Origin of the sequence: Paraburkholderia acidiphila, assembly GCF_009789655.1 — a bacterium.
Classification (GTDB): domain Bacteria; phylum Pseudomonadota; class Gammaproteobacteria; order Burkholderiales; family Burkholderiaceae; genus Paraburkholderia; species Paraburkholderia acidiphila.
Window position 1 is genome coordinate 704948 of sequence record NZ_CP046911.1, and the last position, 14492, is coordinate 719439.

The window sequence follows — 14492 nt, forward strand, 5'->3', positions numbered from 1 at the left end:
TGCGCGACTAGTGACAGTACAAATCGTTTTCGGCATTGAACATGTCGAACGCGAGGTTGATGGCCCGGTCCTTGCGCACAGTCGCAAGCCAACGGCTACGGCGCCATTCCGTTACGGTGTTGCCGATAAAGACGGCGCTCGCCGCATCGCCCGCGCGCGTCGCGATGAACGCCGCCTGCGCGGCAATCGTGCCGGGCAGCCGGCGATAGTAGGACCAGTCCGGCTGCTTGAGCAGGGCTTCGATCACGAGTTCGTCGTCGACCAGCGCGGCGCAATCGCCTGCCTGGAACGCCAGCAAGGCATCGAGCGGCCGGTCGAAGCCGTGCACGCTTGCGTGGAACTCGCGCGCCGCCCGCGCGGCATACGGGTTGCCTTGCGGCGCGCAAATCGCGCGGCCGCGCAGGTCGCGCCATGCCTGCACGTTGCCGTGGTCCAGAACGAGCGCCATGCCACGGCCGCTCGTGTACGAAGCCGGTGCGAACGCCACCTGCGCGTCGGGCGAGAAGCTTAAGTCTGCGATGGCGGCATCGGCGCTGCCCGACTGCAGGGCGGCGCGCGCGGCGACCGGTTCGGCCAGCAGGAACTGCACGGGCAGCCCCACGCGGCGAGCGAGGTCGGAAGCCAGCGCGGCGGCGAACGGGTCGGGCGCGCGTACCGTGCGGTCGACCCGGCCGACGTAAAGCGCAGGTGCGGGGCGCGGCGGCACCGCCACGATCAGCACGCCGCGCGCTGCCGCTGCGGCGAACGGGCGCTCGCTGTCGAGCAGGTTGCGGGGAAAGTCGCTCTTCAGCGTCCACGCGAGCAGCGCGAGCAATGTGAATGCGGCCGCAAGCGCTATGGCCGGCCAGCGCAGGCGCCGCGGAACTGGCAACGCGAGCGGTGCGTGCCTAGCCATTCTGCGCGAGCCCGACGCGCCAGCGCAGCAGTTGCCGTTCGAGTATCGAGAGTCCCTGATTGATCAGCAGTCCAAAGAGGGCGAGCAGAACGATGCCCGCGTACATGTCGGGAATCTGAAACGTCTCTTGCGAATTGAGCGTATAGAAGCCGAGCCCCGAACGCGCGCCGATCATCTCCGCCGCCACCAGCGCGGTAATGCTGTAAGCGCCCGCGAGACGCACGCCCGTGAGGATCTGCGGCAGCGCGGCAGGCAGCACCACCTTCGTCGCGATGAAGCGTTGCGAAGCGCCCATCGAGCGCGCGCAGTCGATCAGCACGCGCTCCACCTGTTTCACGCCCGCAATGGTATTGAGCAAGACCGGCCAGAACGCGGCCCACACGACAATGGCGATCTTCGACGATTCGCCAATGCCGAGAAACAGCATGAACACGGGAAAGAGCGCGAAGGCCGATACCTGCCGCAGCAGTTGAAAGACGGGGTCGACTATGCGCTCGACGCGCCGGAACCAGCCCAGCAGGAAGCCGCAAACCATGCCGCCGGCCACGGCGAGCAGCAAACCGCTAATGGAGCGAACGGCGCTCGCGCCGATATGCGTCCACGCATCGCCGCTTTCGAAGAGCCGCGCGATGGCGAGCGCGACCTGCGAAGGCGGACTCAAATAAGCCGCGTTGACCACGCCGAGCCGGGGCAGCAGTTCCCACAACAGCAGGAAGGCGACGAGCGCGATGGAGCGCTCGACACCCACGGAAACACGCGCGATGGACGAGCGAACGCGCCCGCGCCGCGCACCGCGTGGCAGAAGAACCGGCGATTCGCAGACTGCGCCCGCGTCGGACATCGAATCGGACAGCGCATTAGACATGATGGACTTCCGGTAATGCGTGGGTTCGCGGCTTGGCGTCGAGTTCCGTGCTGAGGCTTTCCCATGCGCGCTGCCGCAACGCGACGAATGCCGGCGAGTGACGCAGCGCGGCGTCGCGCGGGCGCGGCAGGTCGACGTCGATGATCTCTTTCACGCGGCCGGGGCCACGGCCGAGTATGGCGATGCGATCGGAGAGAAAGATCGCTTCGTCGATGCTGTGCGTGACGAACACGACTGTCGTCGCGCTTTGTTCCCAGATTGCGAGCAATTCCTGCTGAAGCAATTCGCGCGTCTGCGCGTCGAGCGCGCCGAACGGCTCGTCCATGAGCAAAATCTCGGGACCATAGGCGAGCGCGCGTGCGATGGCCACACGCTGGCGCATGCCGCCGGACAGCTGATGCGGATAGTGATCCGCGAACTCCAGCAGGCCGACAAGGCGCAAAAAGCGCTCGGCCTCGCTGCGCCGCCCGGCGCGCTTCATGCCGCGAATTTCGAGCCCAGCTTCCACGTTCTTGCGCACGGTGCGCCATGGAAAGAGCGCATAGCCCTGAAACACGAAGCCGAGCTTTTGCCGCACGGCGCTCACCGGGTCTCCGTCCACGCGAATATCGCCGGACGTTGGCGGCGTGAGGCCGGCGAGCACGTTCAGGAACGTCGACTTGCCGCACCCGCTTGGACCCAGCAGCGAAAGGAATTCGCCTTCGTGTACGGCGAGATCGAAACGCTTGAGCACCGTATGGTGCGTGTCCGTTTGCGCGTTGGAATAGGTGAGCGAGAGATCGCGCGCGACGATCTTCTCGCGTAGCGCAGTGGTCGTGCTCACGAGCGTGTTCCGTTCGGCAATGGCGTTACACTGGCCTGGGCCTCGCCCTTCGCAAACGGATTGAAGTCATTCGTGTAGACATCCTTAACGTTGACCTTGCCCTTCGGAATCTTGCCGGCCTGTTCGAGAATGTCGATGTAGTACTGAATGGGCGGCTCCGTCACCACGAGATCCTTCACGTAGGCGTAGCGTTCCACGAGCCGGACGTCGATGCCAAGCCGCTCGGCCGTGAGCTTGCGCGCTTCGTCGGGATGCGCGTTGACCCAGTTGCCCGCCTTCGCGATAGCCGTGACGAAGTCGCGCACGGCCTGCGGGTGGGCGCGCGCGAACGCGCCGTTCACGCTATAGGGCGCCATGCCGCCGAGACCGTGATCTTCGTCCCAGTCGCTCCACAGCTTGCGCAATTGCGGATCGGCTTCGGCCGAACCGGAAAAGGGCGGATGAATGATCGCGACGTCCACGTTCTTCGTGACGAGCGCCTGCTCGGATTGATTGTCCGGCACGACGAGCCAGTTGACCTTCGAGACATTCACGCCGTGCTGCGCGAGATATTTCTTGGTGACGAACTCCGCGCACGCGCCGAAGCTGTTGAACGCCACCGTTTTGCCCTCAAAGTCCTTCGGCCCGAGAATGCCCGAATCCTTGCGCACGAAATACTTCATGTGCGGCGCGTCGGGCAGGGTTTCGCCGCCTGCGGAAATGACCTTGATATCCGCGCCGCTGGCAATCGCCGAGATGACGAGCGGCACCATGCGCGTGCCGAAATCGATATCGCCGGTGCCGACGAGCGGAATGATCTGCGGCGCGGCGATCTTGCCGACATATTTGGGCCGCGTGCTCGTGTGGTCGAAATAGCCGAGCTTGTCGGCGAGATAGACGAGGTCGAACGCGGGATTGTCGGGGTACTTGAAATAGGTGATTTCCTGCTGCGCGGATGCCTCGCTTTTCGAAGCGGCCGCGCTTTGCGCCGAATCGTCATGCGGCTTGCAGCCGCTTTGGAGAATCAGGGCGGCGGCAGCGCACGCGGCAAGCAGGAGGGTTCCGGTGGAGCGCCGGCGGATAGTCGAGGAGGACGCCTTCATGTGCGGAGACTCGGCAACGAGCAGGGTAGTAAGTGAATTGACGATGCCGGGTGATTGTCGATCTGCAACGATTTCAGGCAAACCAATCAATTATGATTTGCTTAGTTGTTCATATCGACAATGTGTCAATTCGACGATTTCTGCTGTTGCGTCGATCTATCCGCTGCTGCAGTGGAGCCGACACAGGCGGCGCCTTCTGCCGAGACCGGCGCGACCCAGTCGTCCACGGCGACCTCGCCTTCGAGTACGCAAACCGCCGATACGCAACCGGACGTTGACAGGGATTCGAGCCAAAGCCAGTCCGAGGACGCTTCGTCGGAGCAGCCGTCGCTGGCATGCCGTTTTTGCGGCCTGGACGGCGAGCCGATCGCGGGTGCGCAGTACCGCTTCGTCATCGACGGTAATGACATATCGGGTACAACGGATGGCAACGGTAATGCGCAAACAAAGCCCGAGTCGGATTGCTCCGTATTCGTTCAACGGGACGATGGCACGTTCAAACGGATCGCGATGTTCGTCGTTCCCTCGACGAGCGCAAACGTGACTTTGATGAGCCCAAGCGCGCTGCTTGAAGGTCAGAGCGAACAGCATGGCGGGGATCAGGACGACGTTTATAAGGAGCCGGAGCCAGCCGGTAGCGAAAAGGCCGCGACAGATGCTTCGGCAATCGGCGGGGAGGTCCATGGCGACGGTTCGAGTGCAGCAGCCAGCACGAATACTCCGGACTCCGGTGCGAACGCGCAGCAAGCCAGTCCAGCGGCCAATGCAGCGCCTGCGCAATCGTCACAGTCCAGGCCGGTGCAAGCGGCACCGGTGCCGCCGCACCCTTCGTCCAAGGCGCAGGCCACCAAGGCATCCACGCCTGCCGCGGCGAACACGGCGTTAAAGGGCGGCACGGGAAAGGCGCCGCAATCGAAGTCTGTACAGACGAATTGCGAACATTTGAACGGCCATGCGCCCGTTTTGAAGGTGACGGGCAAGCCGGTCATCATTGAGCAGCACGCCGCGCAGGCGCGAGTGAAGGTCCTGTGGAAGCAGGTGTACACCGAGGGAAAAAATACCCAGGTAACGAAAGGGCGCACCGACCTGATCCTGGTGCGGGAGCACGGCGTCTGGCGAGTGGACGATGCCATTACCAATCCCTCGTCCGAGTATAACGATGCGGGCGTTAGCGAGTTCGACAAATCGATTGGCGTATCGCGTTTAAGGGGGTGATGCGCCCTGTCGATGGATGCTCCTCAAAACGTCGCGCCCGCGTGCAATTCAGGGCGCGACGGAGAATCGACCCACTCCCTTGCTCCGTGCCAATACAGTCCAATGCAACGCTACCTGATCCTCAGCGGCGACAAGACCACCGCGCCCGTCGCCGTCATCTGCTGCGGCGAGATCCCTTTGCCGACGAGATAGCCCTTCACAGCATCGGCGCGCGCCTGGCTTAGCGCGATGTTCGACGTGCGGTTACCCGCATTGTCCGTATGCCCGATGATCGCCACCGTGCGCGTGTTCATCTTCGCGAGCACGGCCGCCATCTGGTCGAGAATCGCGCGGCCTTGCGGCGTGAGCGTCGCGCTGCCCGTTTCGAATTCGATCGTGCGATTCGCGAGGGTCTGGTCGAGCAGGCCCTGTTCGGACGCGCTCACGCGCAGCCCGTTGCGGATCGTATAAGTTGGATTGAGCGCGGTGGCCATGTCGCTTGCGATCTGCTGGCGCGCGGCCTCGTTGCCCACTTCGCCGCGCACATCGATCTGCGTGCCGTCGATCTTCAGTTGTCCTTTGTGGATCTGCTTGGCTGCGCATTGAGCAGCTTCTGCACGTTGTCCGACCAGTTGGGGGGCAAGGATCCGGCGTGCTCCGCGGCGTCGCGCGCGAGCACGGAGCATTGACGCTTTGGCGCGTTTCGAACGAACCGCACGCACGTCAGCCAGGCCGTTCGTTCGTCGCGCATTGCCGACACCCCATTGCATCGCGAATCGTCGCCATCATGTCTTCGGGATGCACCATCAACTCACGCACGAGGCGCAGCGTTGCGTATTGTTCGAGCACGCCATGCCAGCGCGGCGATTGCGTGAGTTCTTGCCAGACTGCACCCAGCAATTGCGGGTCGGCGATTCTCCCATCCCACAAAGCACTGGCGAATTCGACGCTCGGCTGCGCGGACAGAAGCTGCATGCGGCTCGCGGCATTGAGCATGCGCGGAGCGTTCTCGGCGGGCGCATCGCAGCAGTAGAGAACAGCATTGATCCAGCCCGACTCTTCGCTGCCTAACGCGCGTAAGGAGGCGCCGTTCAACCGCACAGGGCCTTGCTGCGTCTCGAACGTATACACGACGTTATCCTCGGCATGCGCGAGCAGTCGCAAACCGCGCATGAGCCGCGGCAGGTCCGTCGTTGCGGATTCAACGGATGCCTTCGCTTCGACGAGCAGGCGTACGTTCCAGATCGCCGCTGTATCGAGGGCCTTCGCATGCAGCCGCTCAAGGAGGACCACGTCCCATTCCGTTTTTGCGCGCTCGTGCTTGCCCGGTATCGAGGACGGAACGCGCATCGAACTCACGACACGGTACGCCTGTGGCGCCTCGTGCGCTGCGTTGAGCCATTGAGCCAGTGCTTCGAGCGCCTGTACGGCCAGTGCTTCGACAGCCGCGCCGCGCTGCTGCGACGCCCGGCCTTGCGCAACGGCCGCAGGCGTACCCGGCCGTGGGCCGTACGCATCCAGCAACGATACGTACTGCTGTACGAGCGGGTCGGGCGCCAGGGCTTCGAGCCGACACAAACGTGCAAGCGCGGGGCTGTCCAGCAGATCAGCCAGCGCGTGTTCGAAATCCGCGTCCTTCGCCGCAAGGTCCGGCACGGCGAGAAGGGTTCGCACCGTATCGCGAAGCCCGGCGTAGTGCGCCCGGTGGTGCGCAAAAGACGCGGACGCGTGCAGCTGCGCGAGCGCTTCGCGCTGCCAGGCTTGCGGGGCACGCTGCTGCTTGGCCGGATGCGCAATCGCATTGACTGCGGCGTGGATCTGCCGGCGGTCCTGATCGGCCTGCGCCGAAAGCGACGCAAACTCGCGCACCACCGGAGCGCGATGCCGCAGAACCAGCGCCTGGAATGCGCGGTCTCCGGAATCGGCGTGCATGGCTTCGGTGATCATGGCCGCGAGCGCGCCGATAAAGCGCTGCTTGAGTGGCGCGTCGGGTGCTGCGCCATGCGCCATGGCTTCACGTGCCTGTTCGATGACGAGCGCCAGCGCCGTGGCCGGATTGACGTGTCGGATCTGTTGCTGCGAATCCGCGGCATCGTGCGCCAGGCGATAACGACGGGGGACGTCGCGGAGGATGTTTTCGAGCGGCAGAGCGGGAGAGGACATCGGCGGAGTGGCAGCATGGGCGCGCAGGGCGATGAGCCACATAGTCTCATAACCCCGCCTGCACGCGGGGCGAGGCGGCAGGGCTTGCCATGCCGCCCGAGCCGGGCGTCACGCTAATGGCGCGTGGTGGCGCTAGTGGCGTGTGTGCTGCGTTCGTGCGGCGCGTGTTTTCGCCGCCTTTTTTGCCGCAGCGGAACGGCCTGCTGCCCCCTTGGTTTGAGCGGCCTTCTTCGCGGCCGCGGAACGGCTTGCGGCGGGGCGGCGCGCCGCCGCGGTCTTCGCCTGCTTCGATACCGCTTGCGGCGATGCGCCCGCCTGGCTCTCGCGCTTGAGCGCATCCGTCGCCGCGCGCGAACGTTTGGCCTTCGACTCCGTGCTCGCGCGGGTCTTTTTCTCGCCGTGGCCCGCTGCGAGATCCTGTGCGGCCTTCTTGCGCGTCGCTTCGCTGGTCTTGCCCTTCGGCGGCGGTTTCAGGTCGACACCGGCGCGGCGCGCCTTCGAGAGGCCGATTGCCACGGCTTGCTTCGCGGAGCGCACGCCATGCTTGCCTTCGCGCACGCGGTCGAATTCCTCCTTCACGAATTCGCCGGCCTGGGTGCTTGCGGATTTCCCCGCGCGCTTGTCTGCGCGCGCACGCTCGATCGTTTTCTTCTCGGGCATTTTGGCTCTCCTGAGTGAGTGACTCACTCGTTCGCGCAAGCGCCGTTCCGCATCGGCGCGTAGGGACATCACGCCGTAACAAAAGCCGGGCGCGGATCGGCCGCGAGGACTTCGGCGACGAAGTCGAGAAACACGCGAGTCTTGTTCGGCAGCCGCCTGCCTGAGGGATGCAAGCCGTGGACAGGCAACGGCGGCGGCGCGAAATCCTCCAGCACGCTGACGACCGCGCCGCTCGCGATCTCCGCTGCGAAGAGCCAGCCCGGCGCTTGCACGAGGCCCATATGGGCGAGGACCGCCGCGCGAATCTGTTCCGCGTCGCCGGTGCGGAAATTGCCGGACGGCACGTACTGGCCCGGCCCTTCGATGTTCCCGAAGCGCCAGGCGCGCGGCTCGCGCATGGGCGCAAAAACGACGCAGGCATGCCGTTCGATTTCGTGCGGCCGCTCGGGCCGCCCATGCTTGTCGAGGTATTCCGGCGTCGCGACGACAACCACGGGACTCGAGGCGAGATGCCGCGCATGCATCGAGGAGTCGGCGAGCGGTCCGCTTTTGATCGAAAGGTCGAAGCCTTCCTCGACGAGATTGACGTTGCGCTCCGTGGCGGAAAGGTCCACGCACACCTGCGGATATCGGGCGAAAAACGCCGGCAGGCGCGGCACGATATACAGCCGGCCAAAAACGGGCGGCACGGTTACGCGAATCAGACCGCTCGGCGACATCTGACCGTGCCCGACCGAAGCCTCCAGCTCGCTGAAGTCGCCGACGATGCGCAAGCCCGCTTCATACACCGACTGGCCGGTTTCAGTGAGCGTCATGCTGCGCGACGTGCGCCTGACCAGTTGAGCGCCAAGATAGCGCTCGAGCGAGGCGATCTGCTTGCTGACCGCCGGCTGGCCCACGCCAATGTCGCGCGCCGCCGCCGCGAAGCTCCCGCTTTCGACGATGCGAATGAACAGTTTGAGCGCGTCGAGCCGGTCCATCTCTTCTACCTCAAAGCTTCCTGATTGGAATGGATTCTATTCCAATCGGCCTGCTTACATGCGCTAAATGGAATGGATATCGTCATGCCCATCGACCACGCATTCACGCAACGAAGGAGCCATGATGAGTCACGGACAACGCACCAACCTGATCGAAACGCGGCACAGCCTGAGCGATGACGACCGCGACGCCGCGAGGGCCGGGATCGCGCGCACGCAACGCCACTTCGAAGCATTCGACGGAACGATGCGCGAGGCGTACGACGCCATGACCGCGCAGACGCCGGTGGCGGACGGCGTAGGCCAGGAAAGCGTCGCGAACGCGGAGGTAAAAGGGTGGTGGATCCGGCCGCGATCCGCGCCCGCGCATCGCGCGATCCTGTTCCTGCACGGCGGCGCCTTCGTGCTCGGGTCCGCCACGGGCTATCGCGGCTTCGCGAGTCAAATCGCGGTGCGCGCAGGTGTGGATACCTTTGTTCTCGACTATCCGCTTGCGCCCGAGCATCCGTTTCCTGCGGCGCACGGTGCCGTGCTGGCCGCGCTACGGTGGCTGGCAAACTGCGGCATACGCGAAGTCGCACTCATTGGCGATTCTGCGGGCGCCGGCCTTGCGCTTGCGGTTCTGGGTGCAGGGGAGGGGCGGACGATAAACATCGCGAGCGTGGCCGCTTTTTCGCCGTGGGTCGATCTTGCGTTCACGGGGCCGTCGTTCCACAGCGAAGCGACCCAGGATCCGGTCTTGACGCGGCCCATACTCGCCAATGCCGCCGCGGCGTACCTTGGCGCTGCCGATCCCACGGATGGACGCGCGTCGCCGCTGTATGCCATTCCCGCGAGCCTTCCGCCCATCGCGCTCCAGGTGGGCACGGACGAACTGCTGCTCGACGACGCACGGCGCTATGCGGCGGCGGCGGCGCAGCGGGGCAACACGGTGCAGCTGGAAATCTACGAAGGACTGCACCACGTGTTCCAGCGATCCACCCATGAGCTCGCGAGCGCCCGTTACGCGTTGGATCAGATTGCGCGCTTCGTCTCGCGAAACTGGACGCTCGAAGCGTAGGCGTGCCTCAGCCCGCTTTGCGCACCTGTCCGATGGCGCGCTCGCGCGCGGCCTGCGCTTCCTGAACGAGGCGATAGGCGGCGTAGTACTTGAAGATGTTGCGCACGTAAGTGGTCGTCTCGATCCCGATCTTCTCGCCGACCACGATCTCCACGTTGTTGAACCACTTGTCGGGCGAGAGTCCTCGAGCGGCTGCTTCCTTGCGCATCTTCGCGATCTTCGCGGGACCGGCGTTGTAGCTCGCGAATGCGAACAGGGCGCGGTCCGAGTCGGAAAAATGCGCATCGGGAAAGTAGCGGGACATCAGGCGGTCGAGGTATTTCGCGCCGGCATGGATATTCGAATCCGTCACGCGGATGTCGCCGACAGCCAGTTCCTTACCGGTTGCGGGCATGAGCTGCATGATGCCGATTGCGCCCACGTGACTGCGCGCATTCTGGTCGAGCTGCGATTCCTGGAACCCCTGCGCGGCCAGCATCAATGGATCGAAGTGATATTGCGTACCGTACTTTTCGAAGAGGCCGACCGTTTGCGAGAAGCGCTTCAGTTCCGCTTCCTCGGTATTGCTGGTGATCTGCTTGACGCGCTGCAGTTCCTGCTTCAGGCGCACCTCCGCTACGCTCTGCTTTTTCACGTAGCTCACATAGAAGTCGTTGATAGCCTGCTGGAGTTTGGGGCTCTGCTTGCGAATCGCCCAGCCGATATAACCGGCGTCGCGCACGGCCATGTCCTCGTGCACCACGATGCCCGGCAGCACCTGCGCCCAGAACTTCGCCTTCCAGTCGTCGACCACGAGGATCTGGACCAGCCCGACATTGAGCATTTCCATGGCGTCCTCGTCCTCGAGCGCGTCGGGCAGCATCACCAGCTTCATCGGCGGCTTGCCTTCTTTTTTGAAGCGCGCGTTCAGGGCGGTCAGGCTCTCGAAGTAGCTGCTGCTTTGGCGCACATGCACGGTCTTGCCGCTCAGGTCGTCGAGTTTGGCGAGCGCGGGCGACTTCGGACCGGTGACGACCAGTTCGCGAACCGGCGTGCGGTCGCGCGGCGCGACGAAGTCGACCTGCTTGAGCCGCGTTTCCGTAGCGGTCAGATTGCCGGCGGCGATGTCGGCCTTGCCGGCGAGCAGAGCCGGCAGCAGCTGGTCGCGCGTCGTCGGGATGATCACGAGCGTCAGTGGGCGTTTGCCGAGGCTGCTCTGGTACTTCTTGTTCAGGTAGCGCTCGAAGTCGCGCATGAGCCCGGCGGTCAGCCCGCGCTCATGACCGAGTTCGTTGAAATAAAGCGTCCTGCTGTACGGCACCACGACGCGGATCAGCCGGCGCTCGAGCATCGCGTCGAAGTCGCCGAACCTCGGCTGGTTCGCGAGGTTCAGGCGGCGGTCTCCGGCTGCAGCCGGCGGCACGGGCGCGCTGGCTGGTGCTGGCGTTGCGGCTTGCGACGCAGCGGCTTGCGCAGGCGCGGCCTGAGCCGCGAGGCAACTTGCCGGCCGAGCGGTAAGACTCATCCCGAAGGCCAGGATGATCAGCAACGTATGAACAATACGCATGGTGCCAGCGCCGGGTGTTCCACTTCTTCCCATCATGTCACAACCGTATGGGCTTGCTATGGGCCGATGGTCCTATAACGCTGGCGGTTCGGCGACGCGCGGACGCCCGGTTGCGGCGAGCGGGAAGCGTCGCTACTTCGCTGGCGCCGTGACGTCGCAGCCGCCGTGGGTGCCGGTGTTCTTCAGCGTAATCGTAAGCCGGCTGCCCCGCGTGGCCGTGACGATGCCCCCATAGCTCACCGTGGGAATGAACTGAACATCCGGCGCGACCTCCACGGGCGGATTCCTTGACCCGTCAACGCTCAGGTCGAGTTCCACGGTGACCGTGTCGATGGCGACGCCCATATCCTGCTTCCGGTCGGCTTGTTCTTTCCTGAAATTGCACAGACCGGTGAGAACCTGCTCGAGTGCGGTCGGGATATCAACCGGCTTGCCCGGTGGAATCGGCGGTGTGTTGCAGCCAACGATAGAGAATGGCAAAACGCAAAGGACCACATATCGGCAGGCACGCATCGGGTTCCCCTCTTATGAGCCGAAGAATGGCTTTGACGAAGGGTGCCACGTGGGGAAGCTCAGTCAATCGGACTTTGGACCTAGGTCCTGGGGAGGTCGTCCTGGTCTGGCGTGCATTCGCGGTTTTGCCCGGTGAATTACGCGGTCAAGCGGGCCCACAGCGTTCGTATGCGCTGCGCGCGGTCGTCGAGCAGCCAGGAGGCCGCGAGCGCCAACAGGCCGGATACGACCCCCGTCGCGATGTGTTCGAGAACATGAACGCGATAGTGACTCGTGTGTGCGTAGGCGTCGCCTATCACGGTCAGGCAGCCCACGAGCAGGGCGTTGCCATAGCGATTCGCGTACCACTTCGTCGCCGGCGTGAACGTGAGCAGCACGGCCAGCGCGCCGGTGAAGAGGCCCGTCTTGAATGCGATGGTCCAGTGAGTGAGGCTCATGACGTTGCCCCAGCTCCCCGGCATGCAGGTCATGCATGCGCTGGTTGGCTGCCAGAAGCGCTGGATAAACAATTTCAGGCGGCGGTGCCATTCGCTTCCCATGACGTGCTCCCGGTGCGGGGTGCGCGGCCCCACCTGGGCGGCCCCACCGAAAATGATACATCGCGCGCGCACGGTGGCGAGCCGCGTGCGTTGCGCTCCCGGCGCAAGCCGCGCCGGGAGCGCACTGCCAGAGTTCAATGCGCCATGGCGCCCGACGCCGGCTTATCCATGCCCATTGCGTCGTTCTTCATGGGCTTGCTCATCTTATCGTGGCTCATCGCATCGCCCTTGCCCATCGTGTCGTGCGACATGCCGCCTTTGCCCATGGTGTCCTTGTGCATCGAGTCTTGCGACATGGCGTCGTTCGACATCGCGCCGCTTGCCTGCGCGAATGCAGCGCCTGCGCTCAAGCTCAACAGGGCGGCCGAGATGGCGATGGCTGCGAAACGGATCGTGTTCATTTGCGTTGCTCCTTGCTGGGTGGGAAAAGCTGTTGCCCTTTCTCGGGCGGAAGTGAAACGGAACCGTCGCGCGAAGCGGCGGCAGGAAGATGTCACGAACCGCCGAACCAGTTGTAGCCCTGGTCGACCCAGTAGCCGCCCGGATACGTGTTCGTGACGAAAATTTCGACGATATGCTTCGGGTTCTTGTAGCCGAGCTTCGTCGGCATGCGCAGCTTCATCGGATAGCCGTATTTCGCAGGCAGGCGCTCGCCGTCGTAATCGAAGGTAAGCAAGGTCTGCGGATGCAGCGCCGTAGGCATGTCGATGCTTTCGTAGTAGGTGTCTGCGCAACGAAAGCCCACGTATTTCGCGGTGAGATCGGCATCGACACGGCGCAGGAAATCCGCGAACGGCGTGCCGCCCCAACGGCCTATCGCGCTCCAGCCTTCAACGCAGATATGCCGCGTGATCTGTTCGGCGTGCGGCAGTGCGTACAGCTCTGGCAGCGTCCAGACGCGCTGGCCCTTGACGAGCCCGCTGAGCTTGAGCCGATAGTCGCCGCCATCGACAACAGGCGCCTCGCTTTCGCTATAGAACGCGTTGAAGGGGAAGGGCCGCGTGATCTGGGCTTCGGTGTAGGTGGGCGCGAGCCGGGTCGGGTCGAACAGCCACCCCTGCACGCGATCGTTGAGCCGCGAAACGGCGGTGAGGAACGTGTTGACCGAGGCGTCGTCCGTGATCGTGCAGCCGGTCAGCAGCGAAAGACCGCCGAGCGTGAGCATGCGCTTGCCGAACAGGCGCCGTGACGGCATGTCGAGTTCGCGGCGTGCATCGGCGAGAATCGCTGCGCGGTCGAGTTCGATAATCTTGCGTTCTGGCGTTTTCATCTGGAATCCTTATCAACGGATAGAGGTGGTGTCTATCGTTGTGTCTGGCGGAGCGCTCAGCGTCCGCGCAGCATGGTGAGCAAGGAACGCGGCACGAGCGCGACCATCGTTACGTGAACGAGCACGAACGCCGCAAGCAACGCCATGGCGCAAAAGTGCACCACGCGTGCGCGGTCGTAGCCACCCATCAATTCGCGCAACAGCGGAAACTGCACCGACTTCCAGATCGCCAGGCCGGAAAGCACGAGAACGACGAGATCGGCGATTGCGACGAGATAGGCGAGTTTCTGCACGGCGTTGTACTGGCTCAGGTCGGCGTGAGAAAGCCGGCCCGTGAGCGCGGCGCGCAGATCGTGAAATACGGCGCGTGGGCTCAACGGGAAGAACTTCGTGCGCCAGCGGCCTGTGACGAGATTCATGGCGAGATAGAAGAGCCCGTTGAAAAACAGCAGCCACATCGCCGCGAAATGCCATTGCAGCGCGCCGCCGAGCCAGCCGCCGAGCGTGATCGACGTGGGAATCACGAAGCCCGCAAACACGGGCGACGCGTCGTAGATGCGCCAGCCGGAGAACATCATGACGAGCGCCGCGAGCGCATTGAGCCAATGCGAGACACGCAGCCAGAGCGGCTGGATCGCGCGTGGGCGGCTCATACGTGCTTCAAGTGCGGGCGTTTCACCGATCGACGTGTGCATGGCGATTCCTCGTTGGCGCAGAGTTGACAGTGAATTCGCTGTGGCGCGCGCGCCGGTTACAGCGCTGCGGGAAAAATTCGCCAAACCGGGCGCGGCCAGGAAAATCTCGCTTCGGCTGTAACCCAACTGGCGCGGCGAGCGAACTACTCGCAACGGGCGCAAGCGCTCGCGCCACGGGGAGAAGCAAAGGTGGGCTTGACGAGCACA

15 protein-coding genes and 1 pseudogene are annotated in these 14492 nt (G+C 64.2%); 2 read left to right on the plus strand and 14 right to left on the minus strand.

All coding sequences use genetic code 11. The features are described from left to right. Nucleotides 1-7: 7 nt before the first annotated feature. The 4 genes from FAZ97_RS27385 to FAZ97_RS27400 are packed head-to-tail and all read right to left on the minus strand — an operon-like array spanning nt 8 to nt 3665. A complete protein-coding gene (locus FAZ97_RS27385; protein ID WP_158761760.1) occupies nt 8-895 on the minus strand; it encodes a type 2 periplasmic-binding domain-containing protein in 888 nt (295 codons plus the stop codon). Then, on the minus strand, nt 888-1760 hold the full coding sequence (locus tag FAZ97_RS27390; protein WP_233271848.1) for an ABC transporter permease: 873 nt from the start codon (nt 1758-1760) through the stop codon (nt 888-890). The genes FAZ97_RS27385 and FAZ97_RS27390 overlap by 8 nt, the downstream gene beginning before the upstream one ends. Further along, nucleotides 1753-2583: an ABC transporter ATP-binding protein gene (locus FAZ97_RS27395; RefSeq protein WP_158761762.1), complete on the minus strand. Its 831-nt coding sequence runs from the start codon at nt 2581-2583 to the stop codon at nt 1753-1755. Before FAZ97_RS27395 ends, FAZ97_RS27390 begins: the two co-directional genes overlap by 8 nt. Continuing rightward, nucleotides 2580-3665 carry an ABC transporter substrate-binding protein gene (locus tag FAZ97_RS27400; RefSeq protein WP_158761764.1) on the minus strand — a complete coding sequence of 362 codons (1086 nt, stop codon included), beginning with the start codon at nt 3663-3665 and terminating at the stop codon, nt 2580-2582. Before FAZ97_RS27400 ends, FAZ97_RS27395 begins: the two co-directional genes overlap by 4 nt. Before the next feature lie 120 nt (nt 3666-3785). On the opposite strand from FAZ97_RS27400, the gene FAZ97_RS27405 reads away from it, so the two are divergent. Then, entirely contained in the window at nt 3786-4880 is a 1095-nt protein-coding gene (locus FAZ97_RS27405; RefSeq protein ID WP_158761766.1) for a hypothetical protein, read from the plus strand. A gap of 143 nt (nt 4881-5023) precedes the next feature. Here the strand turns inward: FAZ97_RS27405 and FAZ97_RS27410 are convergent. The 4 genes and pseudogenes from FAZ97_RS27410 to FAZ97_RS27425 all read right to left on the minus strand — a co-directional run. Next, nucleotides 5024-5499, minus strand: a pseudogene (locus FAZ97_RS27410) (OmpA family protein); the annotation flags it as partial. A gap of 83 nt (nt 5500-5582) precedes the next feature. After that, a complete protein-coding gene (locus tag FAZ97_RS27415; RefSeq protein WP_158761767.1) occupies nt 5583-7022 on the minus strand; it encodes a 3-deoxy-D-arabino-heptulosonate 7-phosphate synthase in 1440 nt (479 codons plus the stop codon). Between the two features lie 132 nt (nt 7023-7154). Next, nucleotides 7155-7682 (minus strand): DUF6496 domain-containing protein, encoded by a 528-nt coding sequence (locus tag FAZ97_RS27420; RefSeq protein ID WP_158761769.1) that lies wholly within the window; start codon nt 7680-7682, stop codon nt 7155-7157. A 68-nt stretch (nt 7683-7750) separates the two neighbouring features. Then, nucleotides 7751-8662 (minus strand): LysR family transcriptional regulator, encoded by a 912-nt coding sequence (locus tag FAZ97_RS27425; RefSeq protein WP_158761771.1) that lies wholly within the window; start codon nt 8660-8662, stop codon nt 7751-7753. Between the two features lie 124 nt (nt 8663-8786). Between FAZ97_RS27425 and FAZ97_RS27430 the strand changes: the two genes are divergently transcribed. After that, nucleotides 8787-9722 (plus strand): alpha/beta hydrolase fold domain-containing protein, encoded by a 936-nt coding sequence (locus FAZ97_RS27430; protein WP_158761773.1) that lies wholly within the window; start codon nt 8787-8789, stop codon nt 9720-9722. A gap of 7 nt (nt 9723-9729) precedes the next feature. Here the strand turns inward: FAZ97_RS27430 and FAZ97_RS27435 are convergent, their stop codons facing one another. The 6 genes from FAZ97_RS27435 to FAZ97_RS27460 all read right to left on the minus strand — a co-directional run bounded on the left by FAZ97_RS27435 (nt 9730) and on the right by FAZ97_RS27460 (nt 14285). Next, entirely contained in the window at nt 9730-11268 is a 1539-nt protein-coding gene (locus tag FAZ97_RS27435; protein WP_158761774.1) for an MltF family protein, read from the minus strand. 132 nt (nt 11269-11400) lie between these two features. Continuing rightward, a complete protein-coding gene (locus FAZ97_RS27440; RefSeq protein ID WP_158761776.1) occupies nt 11401-11781 on the minus strand; it encodes a hypothetical protein in 381 nt (126 codons plus the stop codon). A gap of 137 nt (nt 11782-11918) precedes the next feature. Then, the gene (locus tag FAZ97_RS27445; RefSeq protein ID WP_158761777.1) at nt 11919-12320 is read right to left on the minus strand and encodes a hypothetical protein; all 402 of its coding nucleotides are present in this window, start codon (nt 12318-12320) and stop codon (nt 11919-11921) included. 134 nt (nt 12321-12454) lie between these two features. Then, a complete protein-coding gene (locus tag FAZ97_RS27450) occupies nt 12455-12721 on the minus strand; it encodes a pentapeptide MXKDX repeat protein (protein ID WP_158761779.1) in 267 nt (88 codons plus the stop codon). A 92-nt stretch (nt 12722-12813) separates the two neighbouring features. Then, complete coding sequence (locus tag FAZ97_RS27455; protein WP_158761781.1) at nt 12814-13590, minus strand: molybdopterin-dependent oxidoreductase; 777 nt, start codon at nt 13588-13590, stop codon at nt 12814-12816. 56 nt (nt 13591-13646) lie between these two features. Then, the gene (locus FAZ97_RS27460) at nt 13647-14285 is read right to left on the minus strand and encodes a cytochrome b/b6 domain-containing protein (protein ID WP_158761782.1); all 639 of its coding nucleotides are present in this window, start codon (nt 14283-14285) and stop codon (nt 13647-13649) included. Nucleotides 14286-14492 lie beyond the last annotated feature (207 nt).

Coding starts and splice junctions, on each gene's coding strand:
- FAZ97_RS27390 (WP_233271848.1), bottom strand. CDS start 1,760: ATGTCTAATGCGCTGTCCGATTCGATGTCCGACGCGGGCGCAGTCTGC.
- FAZ97_RS27430 (WP_158761773.1), top strand. CDS start 8,787: ATGAGTCACGGACAACGCACCAACCTGATCGAAACGCGGCACAGCCTG.
- FAZ97_RS27450 (WP_158761779.1), bottom strand. CDS start 12,721: ATGAACACGATCCGTTTCGCAGCCATCGCCATCTCGGCCGCCCTGTTG.
- FAZ97_RS27445 (WP_158761777.1), bottom strand. CDS start 12,320: ATGGGAAGCGAATGGCACCGCCGCCTGAAATTGTTTATCCAGCGCTTC.
- FAZ97_RS27385 (WP_158761760.1), bottom strand. CDS start 895: ATGGCTAGGCACGCACCGCTCGCGTTGCCAGTTCCGCGGCGCCTGCGC.
- FAZ97_RS27460 (WP_158761782.1), bottom strand. CDS start 14,285: ATGCACACGTCGATCGGTGAAACGCCCGCACTTGAAGCACGTATGAGC.
- FAZ97_RS27405 (WP_158761766.1), top strand. CDS start 3,786: ATGTGTCAATTCGACGATTTCTGCTGTTGCGTCGATCTATCCGCTGCT.
- FAZ97_RS27435 (WP_158761774.1), bottom strand. CDS start 11,268: ATGCGTATTGTTCATACGTTGCTGATCATCCTGGCCTTCGGGATGAGT.
- FAZ97_RS27425 (WP_158761771.1), bottom strand. CDS start 8,662: ATGGACCGGCTCGACGCGCTCAAACTGTTCATTCGCATCGTCGAAAGC.
- FAZ97_RS27440 (WP_158761776.1), bottom strand. CDS start 11,781: ATGCGTGCCTGCCGATATGTGGTCCTTTGCGTTTTGCCATTCTCTATC.
- FAZ97_RS27455 (WP_158761781.1), bottom strand. CDS start 13,590: ATGAAAACGCCAGAACGCAAGATTATCGAACTCGACCGCGCAGCGATT.
- FAZ97_RS27420 (WP_158761769.1), bottom strand. CDS start 7,682: ATGCCCGAGAAGAAAACGATCGAGCGTGCGCGCGCAGACAAGCGCGCG.
- FAZ97_RS27400 (WP_158761764.1), bottom strand. CDS start 3,665: ATGAAGGCGTCCTCCTCGACTATCCGCCGGCGCTCCACCGGAACCCTC.
- FAZ97_RS27415 (WP_158761767.1), bottom strand. CDS start 7,022: ATGTCCTCTCCCGCTCTGCCGCTCGAAAACATCCTCCGCGACGTCCCC.